The sequence below is a fragment of the Kitasatospora purpeofusca genome, from assembly GCF_034043715.1.
Classification (GTDB): Bacteria; Actinomycetota; Actinomycetes; order Streptomycetales; family Streptomycetaceae; genus Kitasatospora; species Kitasatospora purpeofusca_A.
This window is the reverse complement of sequence record NZ_JAXCLC010000038.1, coordinates 38,013-53,240: the sequence shown is the minus strand read 5'-3', so window position 1 is coordinate 53,240 and position 15,228 is coordinate 38,013. Positions and strand designations below refer to the sequence as shown.

Annotated in this window: 11 protein-coding genes; 7 read left to right on the top strand and 4 right to left on the bottom strand. The window is 73.2% G+C overall.

The window, feature by feature from the left end; translation table 11 throughout:
• Nucleotides 1–237 precede the first annotated feature (237 nt).
• Nucleotides 238–1,152: an oxidoreductase gene (locus tag SM793_RS20610; RefSeq protein ID WP_320439697.1), complete on the bottom strand. Its 915-nt coding sequence runs from the start codon at nucleotides 1,150–1,152 to the stop codon at nucleotides 238–240.
• A gap of 215 nt (nucleotides 1,153–1,367) precedes the next feature.
• Between SM793_RS20610 and SM793_RS20605 the strand changes: the two genes are divergently transcribed.
• From SM793_RS20605 to acs, 3 genes are all read left to right on the top strand, one after another.
• Nucleotides 1,368–2,357, top strand: a complete 990-nt coding sequence (locus SM793_RS20605; protein WP_320439696.1) for an ATP-binding protein — start codon at nucleotides 1,368–1,370, stop codon at nucleotides 2,355–2,357.
• Between the two features lie 523 nt (nucleotides 2,358–2,880).
• Nucleotides 2,881–5,439: a SulP family inorganic anion transporter gene (locus SM793_RS20600; protein WP_320439695.1), complete on the top strand. Its 2,559-nt coding sequence runs from the start codon at nucleotides 2,881–2,883 to the stop codon at nucleotides 5,437–5,439.
• Nucleotides 5,440–5,649: 210 nt separating this feature from the next.
• Nucleotides 5,650–7,626: an acetate--CoA ligase gene (gene acs / locus SM793_RS20595; protein WP_413815999.1), complete on the top strand. Its 1,977-nt coding sequence runs from the start codon at nucleotides 5,650–5,652 to the stop codon at nucleotides 7,624–7,626.
• A gap of 175 nt (nucleotides 7,627–7,801) precedes the next feature.
• Here acs and SM793_RS20590 read toward each other — a convergent pair whose 3' ends face one another.
• The gene (locus tag SM793_RS20590) at nucleotides 7,802–9,007 is read right to left on the bottom strand and encodes a serine hydrolase domain-containing protein (protein ID WP_320439693.1); all 1,206 of its coding nucleotides are present in this window, start codon (nucleotides 9,005–9,007) and stop codon (nucleotides 7,802–7,804) included.
• A gap of 463 nt (nucleotides 9,008–9,470) precedes the next feature.
• Here SM793_RS20590 and nhaA point away from each other — a divergent pair, with 463 nt between their 5' ends.
• The 4 genes from nhaA to SM793_RS20570 all read left to right on the top strand — a co-directional run bounded on the left by nhaA (nucleotide 9,471) and on the right by SM793_RS20570 (nucleotide 13,116).
• The gene (gene nhaA, locus SM793_RS20585; RefSeq protein WP_320439692.1) at nucleotides 9,471–10,874 is read left to right on the top strand and encodes a Na+/H+ antiporter NhaA; all 1,404 of its coding nucleotides are present in this window, start codon (nucleotides 9,471–9,473) and stop codon (nucleotides 10,872–10,874) included.
• A 201-nt stretch (nucleotides 10,875–11,075) separates the two neighbouring features.
• Entirely contained in the window at nucleotides 11,076–11,552 is a 477-nt protein-coding gene (locus SM793_RS20580) for a phage holin family protein (protein WP_320439691.1), read from the top strand.
• A 106-nt stretch (nucleotides 11,553–11,658) separates the two neighbouring features.
• Nucleotides 11,659–12,699 (top strand): alpha/beta hydrolase, encoded by a 1,041-nt coding sequence (locus SM793_RS20575; RefSeq protein ID WP_320439690.1) that lies wholly within the window; start codon nucleotides 11,659–11,661, stop codon nucleotides 12,697–12,699.
• A 168-nt stretch (nucleotides 12,700–12,867) separates the two neighbouring features.
• Entirely contained in the window at nucleotides 12,868–13,116 is a 249-nt protein-coding gene (locus SM793_RS20570) for a hypothetical protein (protein WP_320439689.1), read from the top strand.
• Between the two features lie 122 nt (nucleotides 13,117–13,238).
• Here SM793_RS20570 and SM793_RS20565 read toward each other — a convergent pair whose 3' ends face one another.
• Nucleotides 13,239–14,423, bottom strand: coding sequence for a MarP family serine protease (locus SM793_RS20565; protein WP_320439688.1), 1,185 nt, complete (start codon nucleotides 14,421–14,423; stop codon nucleotides 13,239–13,241).
• 70 nt (nucleotides 14,424–14,493) lie between these two features.
• A complete protein-coding gene (locus SM793_RS20560) occupies nucleotides 14,494–15,222 on the bottom strand; it encodes a CoA pyrophosphatase (RefSeq protein ID WP_320439719.1) in 729 nt (242 codons plus the stop codon).
• Between the last annotated feature and the right edge of the window lie 6 nt (nucleotides 15,223–15,228).

Below are 15,228 nucleotides of genomic sequence, written 5' to 3'. Positions count from 1 at the left end.
AACCGACAACGCAGTTCAGGCCCCACGGACCGCGTGTACAGATAACCGAGCACCCACATGCAGCCGACCCGCTGTCGGGCCGCTGGACCAGACGAACGGGCAGGATCCCCGTCTGATCGGCACTTTCCGGTGCATGCATGGTCACCCGGCATCTGTGCCAGCGGCGGCACCCGGCAGGATCAGGTGCCGCCGCATCCTTGTGTCCGGCGCGCGGGCCCTGGGCCGCCTGCGGCCCGCTCAGACCATGCCGCGCTGCATCGCCTCGCAGACCGCCGTGCTCTCCCGGACGCCGAGCCGCAGGGCCCGCCCGCAATGGCCGATCCAGGCGGCCAGCCCTTCCGGCGTCCCCGCCAGATAACCGGCCAGCGCGCGCCGGTAGGCCTCCGTCCCCAGCTCCATGAGCCCCACCTCGGCCGGGCAGATCGACTTCGGGTCGAGGCCCTCCGCGATCAGCACGATCCGCGCGGCGGCGCGGGCGATCAGGCCGTTGTACGAGCCGAACGGCCGCAGCGCCAGCAGCTCCCCGTGCACGACCGAGGAGACCACCAGGGCCGGGGTCCCGACCCCCTGGCCCTCGGCGCGGGACACCAGCAGCCGGGACAGCTGGTCCAGCCGGGCGGCGACCTCCTCGGGGCCGGGAGCCGCGGAGAGGGCCGGCACGGGCCCTGTCGGAGTGGTCGGCACGGCGGCCGGGGCCACCTCCGCCGCGACCCCTTCGGCGGGCTTCAGCTCCAGCGGGAACAGGTCCTCGACGCCCTCCCCGGCCTGCCTCGGCCGACCCGCCACGGGGTCGGCGTCGCCGACCGCCAGCAGGTGCAGCCGGGCCAGCACCTGGAGCGGCGAGTGCCGCCAGATGCTCAGCAGCTGCCCCGCCTCGGCGGCGATCCGCAGGGCGGCGCCCACCGTCCGGGTCTCGGGGTCGGCGCCGAAGTCGCTGCGACGGCGGACCTCCTCCAGCGGCCAGTCCGAGCCCGCCAGCGCCGCGGAGGCGCGGGCGCCGCGGAGGGCCGACTCGGAGGTGACCTCGGCCGCGCGGCGGCGCATCACCCGGTGGCCGTAGAGGCGGTCGACGGCCTTGCGCACCTCGGCCACCGCGTCGGGCACCCCGGGGAGCTGGGCCAGCGGGGCGAGGGGATCTGTTCCAGTGCTCACCTACCCGAGAGTAATGACTGGGACGCCCCTGCCGGAACAGCAACCACTCATCACCCGTTCGAGGCAATCCTCACTTCCCTCCCGCAAACGGTCCGAAACCCCGGATAGCATGACTGTCGAAGACGATAACGATTTCCAACTCGGAAGATCGTCGACCTCGTCGCGGCGCGGACCGCGGACGCGGCGGGTCCTGGAGCGAGAGCCGGAGTCCCAAGATGAAGATCGCCTTCGTCGGCAAGGGTGGCAGCGGCAAGACCACGCTGTCCGCACTGTTCGTCCGCCACCTGGCCGCCGCGGGCCGCCCGGTCCTCGCCGTCGACGCCGACATCAACCAGCACCTCGGCCTCGCCCTCGGACTGACGGACGACCAGTCCGCCGCCCTGCCCTCGCTCGGGGCCCACCTGCCCGGCATCAAGGAGTACCTGCGCGGCGGCAACCCGCTGATCCGCTCCGCCGAGGAGATGATCAAGACCACCCCGCCGGGGCGCGGTTCGCGGCTGCTCCGGATCGCCGAGGAGAACCCGGTCTACGCGGCCTGCGCCCGCCCGATCGCGCTCGACGAGGGCTCGGTGCGGCTCCTGGCGACCGGCGCGTTCACCGAGGAGGACCTCGGCGTCGCCTGCTACCACTCCAAGGTCGGCGCGGTCGAGCTGCTGCTCAACCACCTGGTCGACGGCCGGGGCGAGTACGTGGTGACCGACATGACCGCCGGCTCCGACTCCTTCGCCTCGGGCCTGTTCACCCGCTTCGACCTCACCTTCCTGGTGGCCGAGCCCACCCGCAAGGGCGTCTCGGTGTACCGCCAGTACCGCGACTACGCGCAGGACTTCGGCGTCCGGCTGCGGGTCGTCGGCAACAAGGTTCAGAGCCCGGACGACCTGGACTTCCTCCGTCGGGAGGTCGGCGAGGACCTGCTGACCTCCTTCGGGCACTCCGACTGGGTGCGCCGGCTGGAGCAGGGCGCGCAGCCACCGCTGCGCGCCCTCGAAGCCGCCAACCGCGAGGTGCTGGAGGAGCTGCGGACGGCGGCGGACGCCGCGTACGACCTGCGGGACCCGCGCCGCTACACCGAGCAGGCCGTCCTCTTCCACTTGCGCAACGCCGAGAGCTGGGCGAACGCCAAGGTCGGCATCGACCTCGCCACTCAGGTCGACCCGGACTTCGTGCTCGGTGACGAGCCCGCGGCGGCCGGCGCGGCCGTCTGACCGGAGCGGCACCGCACAGCACCGACGCACAGCACCGACGCGGAGCAGCGCCGCGCGGCACCACCGCAGCGACCACGGGCCGCGGTCCCAGAAGGGGCCGCGGCCCTCGCATGTCCGCCCCCGGCCCGGCCCGCGACACCGCCACGACCACGGTCGCAGCACCGCGACCAGCAGATTCCCGTCCGTTCGAGCACCACCCAATGGGGTGAATCAGGCGAATATTGCCTGTCGCTCCGGATGACGCTGTGCAAAGCTCTCATTACCCTCGGTTTACCGAGTCTTGATGTTCCGCATCCGTTCCGGTACTCCTCGCCGTGCCCTGGCTCCTCCCAGCGCCCGCCGAGCGACCGCCGGAGCCCCCGATGGTCCAAGGCCCGGCCGGTGACACCCGCACTCCCGGCCCGTCCGCGCCATCCCGCCACACCGTCGCGACCCACGACAGCCGATCCGCTCCATCGAGCCCATGACCGGACTCACCGCCGGACCTGACTGCGTTCGTTCCCCCGGACAGACGGGAAGACCCATGACCCTCGACATCTCCAGCGCACCCATCGCCTCCGACACCACCGACCACGCCCCGCCGGGCAGACGTCCCCGCGCCTCCTGGGCGCAGGACCTCTCGGCCTCCCTGGTGGTCTTCCTCATCGCCGTGCCGTTCTCCCTCGGCATCGCCCTGGCCACCGGCGCCCCGCTCACCGCGGGCCTCGCCGCCGCGGCCGTCGGCGGCATCGTGGTCGGACTGTTCGGCGGGACCCCGCTGCAGGTGAGCGGCCCCTCCGCCGCACTCACCGTGATCACTGCCGGGCTCATCACCCAGCACGGCTGGCAGGCGACCTGCGCCATCACGCTTGCCGCCGGTCTGCTCCAACTCCTGCTGGGAGTAAGGCGGGTGGCCCGGACGGCGCTGGCCGTCTCGCCCGCCATCGTGCACGGCATGCTGGCCGGCGTCGGCCTCGCTATCGCGATCGCGCAGTTGCACGTCGTCCTCGGCGGCTCCCCGCAGAGCTCGGCCCTGGCCAATCTGCTCGCCCTGCCGAGCCAGTTGGCAACCCCGCACCCGTCCGCCCTCGCCGTCGGCGCGGTCACCGCCGCGGTACTGCTCGGCTGGCCCCGGCTGAGCCGGCTCCCCGGCCGCTACGGCGAGTTCGGCACCCGGCTGACCAAGGTCCCCGGGCCGCTGGCCGCCGTCGCCGCCGCCACCGCGCTCGCGGCCACACTGGACCTGCGGCTCGCCCGGGTCGACCTGCCCGCCTGGCAACCGCACGACCTCGTCCCCGACCTGCCGCACGGCCCGCCTCTCGCCGTCCTCGCCGCCGTGCTGACCGTCACCGCCGTGGCGAGCGTCGAATCACTGCTCTCCGCCGTCGCGGTCGACCGGATGTCGCACCGCACCGGGGACCTCGACCGCGAGCTGCGCGGGCAGGGGCTGGCCAACATGATCAGCGGACTGGCCGGCGGACTGCCGATCGCCGGCGGCGCGGTGCGCAGCACCGCCAACGTCCGGGCCGGGGCCCGCAGTCGCTGGTCCTCAGTGCTGCACGGGGTGTGGGTGCTGGCGGCCGCGGTGGCCCTCACCGGCGGACTGCGCCGGATCCCGCTCGCCGCGCTCGCCGCCCTGGTGCTGATCGTCGGCCTGCAGATGGTGAGCTTCGCGCACATCCGGAAGGTGCACCGGCACCGGGAGTTCCCGGTCTACCTGGTCACCGTGGTGTCCGTGGTGCTGTTCGGCGTGCTGCCGGGTGTGGCGCTGGGCGCCGCGACGGCCGTGCTGCTCGCGCTCTACCGGCTGACCCGGGCGCACGTGGATGTGCTGGCCGGCACCGACGGCGCGTTCACCGTGGAGACGCACGGTCCGCTGACCTTCGCCGCCGTGCCCCGGCTGAGCCGGGAACTCGCCGGTGTCCCGGCCGGCGCCGAGGTCACCGTCGTGCACGACGGCTCCTTCCTGGACCACGCCGCCTACGAGACGCTGCACAGCTGGCGCACCGGCCACCAGGCGGGCGGCGGGCGCGTGTCGATGGTGACCCGCCGCCAGGACGACGAGGTGCTCGACCCGGACGGCACCGTCCGCACCGGCAGTTCCCCCGGCCCGCACCGCTGCCGCGCGTGGACGCCCTGGGTCGGCCACCACTGCATCGAACAGCAGGAGGACCCGCACGTCCGGCTGCTGGACGGGGTGCGGGTGTTCCAACTGCACACCGCCCCGCTGGTCCGACCCGAACTCGCCCGGCTCGCCCGGGAGGGGCAGACGCCCTCCCAGCTGTTCCTGACCTGCGCCGACTCCCGGATGGTCACCAGCATGATCACCAACAGCGGCCCCGGCGACCTCTTCACCGTGCGCAATGTCGGCAATCTGGTGCCGGCGCCGCACGAGCCGGGAGCGGCCGACGACTCGGTGGCCGCGGCGGTGCAGTACGCGGTCGAGGTGTTGGAGGTGCGGTCGATCACCGTCTGCGGGCACTCGGGCTGCGGTGCGATGAAGGCCCTGCTGGACGGGGTGCACGAGCAGCCCGGCCGGCCCACTCCGCTGGCCCGCTGGCTGCGCAACGGCCGCGGCTCGCTGGACCGGCTGCGCCGGATCCCGGCGGAGTTCACCGACCGCCCGGTGGTCGATGTGACCGAGCAGCTCTGTGTCACCAACGTCGTCCAGCAACTGGACCAGCTGATGGCCAACCCGGCCGTGGAGCGGCGGGTCACCGAGGGCACCCTGCGGCTGGTCGGCATGTACTTCGACTTCGCCACCGCGCAGGCCTACGTGCTCGACCCGGAGAGCGGCCGGTTCGGCCCGGTCGAGGCACTGGCGCCGACGCCCGCCACCGCATGCGCGCCCGCCCCCGCGCCCAAACCCGCGCCCGCGCCCGCGCCCACACCCGCTCCCACACCCGCCGCATCCACCGCATCCACCGCATCCACCGCATCCACCGCATCCGCACCGGCGTCCGCCCTCGCGGCCCTGCCGTCCACCCCGCACGGGGAGCACGACACGCCCGGACGAGTGAATGAATTCGAACAGGTTCCGACCACCGGTACCGTCGCCGCGGATCCGGCCAGGGACGGGGGAGGCCCCGGCCTGGCCGCCTGAGAGCCGGGCCCGCGTCCAGCCGGGCGGGCCACGGACGCGGGCCCACCTCCTCGAGCCGCCCGAGACGCCTCCGACCTCGGGCGGCCGTTCGAGGAGCGATCAAAGGTCTACACCAATTAGCCAGAGCCTCTTGTCAAGAGACCTCTTCGCCTGGTGAGCTGTGCGCTGGGACACACGGGACAATCCCCACGCACGGGAAACGACCCGATCATGACTCATGAGGAGTGCGCGTTGAGCAACGAGAGCCTGGCCAATCTGCTCAAGGAGGAGCGGCGTTTCGCCCCGCCGGCAGAGCTCGCCGCAGCCGCCAACGTCACCGCGGCTGCGTACGCTCAGGCCTCCGAGGACCGCCTCGGCTTCTGGGCCGAGCAGGCCCGACGCCTCACCTGGGCCGTCGAGCCCACGCAGACGCTCGACTGGTCCAACCCGCCCTTCGCGAAGTGGTTCGCCGACGGCAAGCTCAACATCGCCTACAACTGCGTGGACCGCCACGTCGAGGCCGGCCACGGCGACCGCGTCGCCATCCACTTCGAGGGCGAGCCCGGCGACGGCCGCTCCATCACCTACGCCCAGCTCAAGGACGAGGTCTCCCAGGCCGCCAACGGCCTGCTCGAACTCGGCGTCGTCAAGGGCGACCGCGTCGCGATCTACCTGCCGATGATCCCCGAGGCCGTCGTCTCGATGCTCGCCTGCGCCCGCATCGGCGCCACGCACTCCGTCGTCTTCGGCGGATTCTCGGCCGACGCCGTCGCCTCCCGCATCCAGGACGCCCAGGCCAAGCTCGTCATCACCGCCGACGGCGGCTACCGGCGCGGCAAGCCCTCCGCCCTCAAGCCCGCCATCGACGAGGCCCTCACCAAGGCCGAGGGCGTCGAGCACGTCCTCGTCGTGCGCCGCACCGGCCAGGACACCGCGTGGACCGAGGGCCGGGACGTGTGGTGGCACGAGCTCACCGCCCGCCAGTCCACCGAGCACACCCCCGAGGCGCACGACGCCGAGCACCCGCTGTTCATCCTCTACACCTCCGGCACCACCGGGAAGCCCAAGGGCATCCTGCACACCACCGGCGGCTACCTCACCCAGGCGAGCTACACCCACAACGCCGTCTTCGACCTCAAGCCGGAGACCGACGTCTACTGGTGCACCGCCGACATCGGCTGGGTCACCGGGCACTCGTACATCGTCTACGGCCCGCTCTCCAACGGCGCCACCCAGGTCATCTACGAGGGCACCCCCGACACCCCCCACCAGGGCCGGTTCTGGGAGGTCGTGCAGAAGTACGGCGTCACCATCCTCTACACGGCGCCCACCGCGATCCGCACCTTCATGAAGTGGGGCGACGACATCCCCGCCAAGTTCGACCTGTCCTCCCTGCGGGTGCTGGGCAGCGTCGGCGAGCCGATCAACCCCGAGGCCTGGATCTGGTACCGCGAGCACATCGGCGCCTCCACGGCCCCGATCGTGGACACCTGGTGGCAGACCGAGACCGGCGCCATCATGATCAGCCCGCTGCCCGGCGTCACCGAGACCAAGCCCGGCTCCGCCCAGCGCGCGCTGCCCGGCATCGCGGCCACCGTCGTCGACGACAACGGCGCCGAGGTCGCCAACGGCTCCGGGGGCTACCTCGTCGTCACCGAGCCGTGGCCCTCCATGCTGCGCACCATCTGGGGCGACGACCAGCGCTACATCGACACCTACTGGTCGCGCTTCGAGGGCCGCTACTTCGCCGGCGACGGTGCCAAGAAGGACGAGGACGGCGACATCTGGCTGCTCGGCCGGGTCGACGACGTCATGCTGGTCTCCGGCCACAACATCTCGACCACCGAGGTCGAGTCGGCGCTGGTCGGGCACCCCTCGGTGGCCGAGTCGGCGGTCGTCGGCGCCACCGACGCCACCACCGGCCAGGCGATCGTCGCCTTCGTCATCCTGCGCGGCACCGCCACCGACAGCCCGGAACTGGTCGAGGAGCTGCGGGCGCACGTCGGCCGCACCCTCGGCCCGATCGCCAAGCCGAAGCAGATCAAGGTGGTCGGCGAGCTGCCGAAGACCCGTTCCGGCAAGATCATGCGCCGCCTGCTGCGCGACATCGCCGAGGGCCGCGAGATCGGTGACACCACCACCCTGGCCGACTCCACGGTGATGAACCTCATCCAGGCCCAGCTCCCGCCGGCCGGCTCCGAGGGCTGACCCAGGAGGTCCGGCCTCGCCCGCCGCGCCACTCCTGAACGTGGCACGGCGCGGCAGACCCGACGGTGCCCCGGGCGGGAGCAACCGCCCGGGGCACCGTCGGGTCCGGACCACGTGCTCCGGACCCGACAACGGAGCACGACCCCAGCGCACGACACCGGCGCACGTCCGGCGGTCAGCGCTCGCCGAATTCGGCGATCAGGACGCGCAGGGTCTCGTGCGCGCTCTGCACCAGGGCACGGCTGCGCAGCGGCTGTCCGCCGGCCAGGACCGCCAGGCCCACCTGGTCCCGGGGGCTGAACCCGACGAAGGCGGTGGACCGCCGGGCGGCACCCACGTGGTAGACCAGCTCGCCGGCCTCGAGCGGCCCCGCACCGTCGGACGCCGCGGGCACAGGCACCACCGGTCTGCCGTCAGTCGCAGGCCGCCCGAACGCCCCGGCCGCCCGTGGTTCCGCCGCCCCCGACGCCCCCGCTCCCCCCGCCGCGAGGGCGCGGTGGTTCCATCCCAGGCAGATCCGCGGCCCGCCACGTCGCCCGTCGGTGCGCGGGCGCCGCACCTCGTTCAGCGCCGTCCGCAGCACCGCCGCGTCGGCCCGCTCGGGGAGCGGAACGGCGTCCAGCGCGAGGTGCGCCTGGAGGTACCGGAGCATGTCGTCCGCCGTGGAGCGGAGCGCGGCGGCGGCCGGCAGGGCGGGAAGGCGGAACGACGGCACCCTTCGCCCGCGCCGGTACCCGGCGTCCTCCTCCCGGCCGGGGCCGCAGGAGGTGTCCACCAGGCCAAGCGGGCCACAGACCCGGGCGGCGAGCAGATCGTCGTACCGCTGCCCCGCCGCGTTGGCCAGCAGCAGGCCGAGCAGTCCGCAGCCGAGATTGGAGTACCGGACCTGGGTGCCCGGCGTGCCGCGCACCGCCGTCCGGGGCAGCGCCCGCAACAGGTGGGTCGGTCCGAAGGTCGCGTAAGGACGGGTGAACCAGCGCGGCACCTGCCCGGGCAGCACCCCGTCCGGCAGCCGGGGCAGGCCGGAGGTGTGGGTGGCCAGGTGGAGCAGGGTGATCGGGCGCTCCTGCGGGTAGCCGGGGGCAGCGTCGGCGGGCAGGTAGCGGTCGATCGGATCGTCGTAGCCGACCTCGCCGCGGGCGGCCATCTCGGCGAGCAGCAGGCCGGTGAACGTCTTGGTGACGGAGCCGAGCTCGAAGCGGGTGTCGGCGCGGACCGGGCGTTCGGTGGAGCGGACGGCGTGGCCCCGGCAGGCGACGGTCCGCTCGTCGCCGCGGATCACCACGACGGCGGCGCCACCAGCCGGTGCGGCGGCGCGGAACAGCGGGCGGAGCAGGCGGTCGAGTTCTGGGTCGGGCGGGCCGTACAGCGGGGCATTCATCGGAGGGCGCTCCGACGGCCGGGCCGCGACGCACCGGGCTGGGACCCACCGGGGCGGGGCGTACAAGAGGCACAGCCGCAGCACACGCGAGACGTACACGAACGGAAGGATAAGAGGGGCGGTCGGGGCATGGCGGCGCCTCCACAGCGCGAAGGTGGGGACCGGGGAAAGCCCCCGGCCCGGGGCTCCGACCTCGGCCGGGCCCTGCGACCGACGATAGGGAGCCGTTCACCCGTCTGCATGCCGCCGACTCCGTTCGGGTGCCGATCAACCCTGCGGACGGGTGCACAACAGGCCACCAAGGCTTAAGTCCTGAAGTATGACAATCCAGATGTCGCCCTGTCGTTCCCGTTATACTGTCAACGACGCATCAAGACTCGCGTCAGGGCGAGCCGGGAAGTCTGGTCGGCATGCACCACCGGTGCATCTCCGTACACCCGTCCCCGCCCCCAGGAGGCCGCGCGTGGCCAGCCAGCCGCCCGTCCACGAGCCGACGACCCGACGCCGCCAGCTCCTCGGCAGGCTGTCCCTTCCCGAGCGCACCTACATCACGGACGCGCTGCGCACCGAGACCGTCGGCGGCGTGCTGCTGCTCCTCGCCTCGGTCGTCGCACTGATCTGGGCCAATGTCTGGCCGGCTGCCTACCAGTCCGTCCTGGACTACACCGTCGGCCCCTCCGCCCCGCTCCACCTGGATCTCAGTCTGGACGCGTGGGCGAAGGACGGACTGCTGACGATCTTCTTCTTCGTGGCCGGAATCGAGCTCAAGCGCGAGTTCGTGGCGGGCGAACTGCGCAGCCCCAGCGCCGCGATCCTCCCCGTCATAGCGGCCGTCTGCGGCGTCGCGCTGCCCGCGATCGTGTTCGCGGTGGCCAACGCGGGCTCCGGCGGGCATCCGAACGGCTGGGCCATCCCGACCGCCACCGACATCGCCTTCGCGCTCGGCGTACTCGCCGTGGTCGGCAGCCACCTGCCCTCGGCGCTGCGCGCCTTCCTGCTCACCCTCGCGGTGGTGGACGACCTGATCGCGATCCTGATCATCGCGGTCTTCTACAGCTCCGGCATCAAGTTCTGGGCGCTCGGGCTGGCCTTCGCCGGGCTGGTGCTGTTCTGGTTCCTGCACCGGCGCGGGGTCCACGGCTGGTACCTGTTCGTACCGCTCGCCTTCGTGATCTGGGCACTGATGCACGAGAGCGGCGTGCACGCCACGGTGGCGGGCGTCGCGATGGGCCTGCTGCTCCGCTGCCACCGGGAGGGCGACGAGAAGTCCTCCCCCGGCGAGCACATCGAGCACCTGATCCGCCCGGTCTCGGCCGGGATCGCCGTACCGGTCTTCGCGCTGTTCGCCGCCGGGGTGACGATCTCCGGACCGGCACTGCGCGAGGTGTTCACCCAGGCGGCCCCGCTCGGCATCGTGCTCGGCCTGCTGGTCGGCAAGACCGTGGGCATCTTCGGCGGCACCCGTCTGGCCGCGCGCTTCACCCGCGCCGAGCTGAACCCGCAACTCAAGTGGGCGGACATGTTCGCCGTCTCGGTGCTGGCCGGCATCGGCTTCACGGTCTCGCTCCTGATCAGCGAACTGGCCTTCCCCGACGACCCGGCCCTCGCCGACCGGGCCAAGGCGGCCGTCCTGGTCGGTTCGCTGCTCTGCGCGCTGATCGCCACCGTGCTGCTGAAGGTGCGCAACCGGCACTACCGCGAGCTGTGCGAGGAGGAGGACCGCGACATCGACGGCGACGGCATCCCGGACGTCTACCAGTTGGACGACCCGGCCTGGCAGGCGCGCACGGCCGGGCAGCAGGGCCGGCCGGGCCCGCCGCAACAGGGCGCGCGCCCGGCCGACGAGGGCCCGAACCGCCCGCATTGAGTCCGGCCCGAGGCGGACCTGCCCGGAACACGTCCCTCGCCGGGCCCCCCGGAGTGGTGTCCGCTCCTCCGGTAGGGGCATGATTCTGAACTGTCGACAGTCCATCGACGCCACCGGGCCCGTCCTGGTACCCGGGAACCACCGGGGAGCCGCACCGTGCGGCGGCGTCACTCGCCGCACGGCCGAAGAGGAGAACCGCTGATGCCCGCAGGAGCCGCAGACCCGTCCAGCAACGGCCGGGCGCCCTATGAGGGCGAGCGTTCGGTGGGGCAGCTGTTCGCCGCGGCCACCGCCGACCTGTCCGCCCTGGTACACGACGAGATCGCGCTCGCCAAGGCCGAGATCCGCGCCGACGTCAAGCGTGGCGTCTCCGGCGGCGTCTCGCTGACTGTCGCCGGTGTGGTGGCCCTGGCCGCCGTCCCGATGCTCAGCGCCGCCGCGGCGTTCGGCATCCACGCGCTGGGCCTCACGCTCGGCTGGTCGTTCCTGGTCGTGGCCGGTGCGTACCTGCTGCTGGCCGTACTGCTGGGCCTGCTGGCGCTGCGTTCGTTCAAGAAGATCGAGAAGCCGGTCCGCACCATCGAGGGCGCGCAGAAGACCGCCGACGTCCTGAAGAACGCGCGGCCGCGTCCCGCCACCAAGGAGGAGATCGACCGCGCCCTGGGCCGCATCCAGTAGGCCCGGCCCGGGGCCGCGGACACGCGACCGGCGCTCAGCGGGCCCGAACGGCCCGAGTGCGAGTGCCGGGCGCGTGTCCGGCCCGCGGATGTGACACGCTCTCGGTATGTCGCTCGACCAGAAGCCCGTGCCCGCACAGCCGTCCGCCGGTTCCGGCGACACCGCCCACGGTAACGGCGGCACCGTCACCGACTCCGGCGACACCGCCCACGGTGACGGCGGCGACGCCCAGGGCACGCCTCCGGCCACCTGGGACGTCCGGCAGGCCGGACCCTGGACCCACCGCGACCTCGCCGCCAACGGCGCCCGCTTCCACATCGCCGAACTCGGCAAGGGCCCGCTGGTCCTGCTGGTCCACGGCTGGCCCGAGTACTGGTGGGCCTGGCGCTACCAGCTGACCGCGCTCGCCGAGGCCGGCTACCGGGCCGTCGCCCTGGACCTGCGCGGCATCGGCGGCAGCGACCGCACCCCCCGCGGCTACGACCCGGGCAACCTCGCGCTGGACATCACCGGGGTGATCCGCTCCCTCGGCGAGAACCGGGCACACCTGGTCGGCCACGCCTCCGGCGGCACCCTGTCCTGGGTGGCGGCCGTGATGCGGCCCTCGGTGCTCCAGAGCCTCACCGTGGTCTCCGCCGCGCACCCCCGGGACCTCCGCCGGGCGCTGCTGACCGACCGGCGGCAGATGGCCGCCTTCGAGCACATCCTGGGATTCCAGCGGCCGTGGATACCGGAGCGCCGCCTGGTCGCCGACGACGCCGCGCTGGTCGGCCGCTACCTGGACGCCTGGACCGGGCGCAACCAGCTGGACCGCGCGGCGGTGGCCGCGTACCGGGAGGCGATCCGGATCCCCAGCACCGCGCACTGCTCGATCGAGCCGTACCGGTGGCTGCTGCGCTCGATGGCCCGGCCGGACGGCATCCAGTTCGCCCGCCGGATGAAGAAGCCGATCACCGCGCCGACCCTGCACATCCAGGGGGCGGCGGACCCGGTGCTCCTGTCCCACACCGCGCTGGGCGGCGGCGAGTACGTCGCCGCGCCGTACCGCTGGCGGCTGCTGCCGGGGATCGGGCACTTCCCGCACGAGGAGGCGCCGGAGCAGTTCACGGCCGAGCTGCTGGACTGGATCGGCCGGCACAAGGACTGAGGGGTGTGGGGGCCTCGGGACCGGGGCAGAAGGTCCCGGCACCCGATCGGGGGAACCGGGTCCAAGGTCCCAACTCCCTTCACCTGACGCACATATGACAAGCGCATAGGCCACGTTGGTGGCCGGACGGGCGGTTACCCCCGTCGGCCCAGGGGCATCCATTGCGGTATGACCTGGATGCCCGATCGCGGCAGCGCCCCGCGCGGCCGACAGCACAGCGACAGCTCGCAGCGTTCCGCCCACCGTTCCGAGTGGGCCGAGAACCGCGGTTACGACAACGGCTACGACAGTGGGTACGACGGCGGCTTCGACGGCACGGACGGCCACCCCCGCGCGACGCAGGACCGGCTCGGTATTCCGCGCATCCTCGGCCGGCGCGCCCGCTGGGTGGGCGCCCGGCTCCGCCGCGACAACTGATCGGCCCACGTCCACGTCCACGTCCACGCACCCGCGGACTCGCCGGCCCGCCGCCGGCCCCACGAGCCGGCACGCCGGCGGCACGAGCCGACGGAACGGCGGCCCGGCGGCGGCCCGGCGGGTCAGAGCGCGCAGCCCTGGGTGTCCGCCCGGCCCGAGGCCACGCTGCCCTGCTCGGCGTCCTCGCGCACCTCGGCCGCGGTCAGCACGTACCCGGTGTCCGCGCTGTCCAGCGACTTGGCGAACACCATCCCGTACACCTGGCCGTCCGGGGTGAGCAGCGGCCCGCCGCTGTTGCCCTGGCGCACCAGCGAGCGCACCGAGTAGACGTCGCGGACCACCTGGCCGCGGTGGTAGATGTCCGGTCCGTTCGCCTGGATCCGGCCGCGGATACGGGCCGGCTGGACGTTGAAGGCGCCGTTCTCCGGGAAGCCCGCCACGATCGCGCTGTCGTTGGTCTTCGCCTCGCCGGCGAAGGCGAGGGCCGGCGCGTTCAGCTTGGGCACGTCGAGGATCGCGATGTCGCGCTGCCAGTCGTAGCGGACCACCGTCGCGTCGTACAGCTGGCCGACCCCGCCGATCTGCACGGTCGGCTCGTTGACCCCGCCGACCACGTGGGCGTTGGTCATCACCCGGTGCGGGGCGTAGACGAAGCCGCTGCCCTCCAGCGTCTTGCCGCAGGAGGTGGCGGTGCCGACGACCTTGACCAGGCTCTGCCGGGCCTTCGCCACCGCGGGGCTGCCGGCCAGCGTCGGATCGGGGATGTCGACCTGGGTGATCGGCTCGTGCTCGAAGGGGTTGAACACCTGCGGGAAGCCGTTGCGGGCGAGCACCTTGGAGAAGTCCGAGAACCAGTTGGGCGCGTCGGAGGGCAGGGTGTCCTGGACCCCGCCCAGGATCGCCGAGGTGCGGACCTGCTTGGAGACGGTCGGCAGGGACGTCCCGGCCAGCGCGGAGCCGATCAGCCAGGCCACCAGCAGCATCGAGATCACATTGACCACGGCGCCGCCGGCGGCGTCCAGCGCCCGGGCCGGGCGGCGGTCGATGTGGCCGCGCAGCTTCCAGCCGAAGTGGGTGGTGATCGCCTGGCCGATCGCCGCCAGCACGATCACCACCACCACCGCGATCACCGAGGCGGTCGTCCCGGGGCTGAGGTGGTCGAGCAGCAGCGGCAGCAGTTGGACGGCGAGCAGTCCGCCGCCCAGGAAGCCGAGGACCGACAGCACGCCGACCACGAAACCCTGCCGGTAGCCCGACACGGCGAATCCGATCGCGGCGGCGATCAACAGCACATCCAGGACATTCACCCGGACACCCTCCCACGACGGACCACCCCGCCGGGCGGGCGATCGTCGAATCCGCCCGCCGTCCGGTCCACTACGACCCGGCGTCGCGGCCGAGCACCGCCCGGGAACGCTCGCGGTCGCCCTGCACCAGCTCCAGCGCCTCGTCCGAGAGCTCGACGATCCGGTCGGTGTCCCACGGCCGCTCCAGCCCGCTGTGGTGCAGCACCCGGTCGATCACCCCGGCGGTGAAGCCCCAGACCAGACGGCCGCCGACCGCGAAGGCCGGCCCCATGTGGCCGGACGGGTGCCGCAGCCTGGCCCGGTTCGCCGGATCGGTCAGCTCGTCGATCGGCACCCGGAACACCGCGCCGGTCTCCCCCAGGTCCACCGGCCGGACCGGCGACTCCTCGCGCCACCAGCCGAGCACCGGCGTCACCACGAACCGGCTGACCGGGATGTACAGCGCGGGCAGGGTCGCGAACACCTGGACCCCGTCCGGGTCCAGGCCGGTCTCCTCCCAGGCCTCGCGCAGCGCCGCCGCCACCGGGCCGGGCCCGGCCGGGTCGCCGTCCTCCGGGTCCAGCGCACCGCCGGGGAAGGAGGGCTGGCCGGCGTGCGAGCGCAGCGAGCGGGCCCGTTCGATCAGCAGCAGGTCCGGACCGGACGCGCCCTCACCGAAGAGCATCAGCACGGCGGCCGCGCGGCCGCCGTCGTCCGGCGGCAGGAAGCGGCTGAGCTGCTCGGGCAGCACCCGCTCGGCGGCGTCCCGGACCGGTTCCAGCCAGGTCGGCAGCGCGTCCCGCTCGACCCCCCGCACCATCCCCCG

Bases quoted from the DNA above. Each gene is read 5' to 3' on its own strand.
- SM793_RS20575 (WP_320439690.1), top strand. From the start codon at position 11,659: ATGTCGCTCGACCAGAAGCCCGTGCCCGCACAGCCGTCCGCCGGTTCC.
- SM793_RS20580 (WP_320439691.1), top strand. From the start codon at position 11,076: ATGCCCGCAGGAGCCGCAGACCCGTCCAGCAACGGCCGGGCGCCCTAT.
- SM793_RS20560 (WP_320439719.1), bottom strand. From the start codon at position 15,222: ATGGTGCGGGGGGTCGAGCGGGACGCGCTGCCGACCTGGCTGGAACCG.
- SM793_RS20605 (WP_320439696.1), top strand. From the start codon at position 1,368: ATGAAGATCGCCTTCGTCGGCAAGGGTGGCAGCGGCAAGACCACGCTG.
- SM793_RS20600 (WP_320439695.1), top strand. From the start codon at position 2,881: ATGACCCTCGACATCTCCAGCGCACCCATCGCCTCCGACACCACCGAC.
- SM793_RS20570 (WP_320439689.1), top strand. From the start codon at position 12,868: ATGACCTGGATGCCCGATCGCGGCAGCGCCCCGCGCGGCCGACAGCAC.
- SM793_RS20590 (WP_320439693.1), bottom strand. From the start codon at position 9,007: ATGAATGCCCCGCTGTACGGCCCGCCCGACCCAGAACTCGACCGCCTG.
- acs (WP_413815999.1), top strand. From the start codon at position 5,650: ATGACTCATGAGGAGTGCGCGTTGAGCAACGAGAGCCTGGCCAATCTG.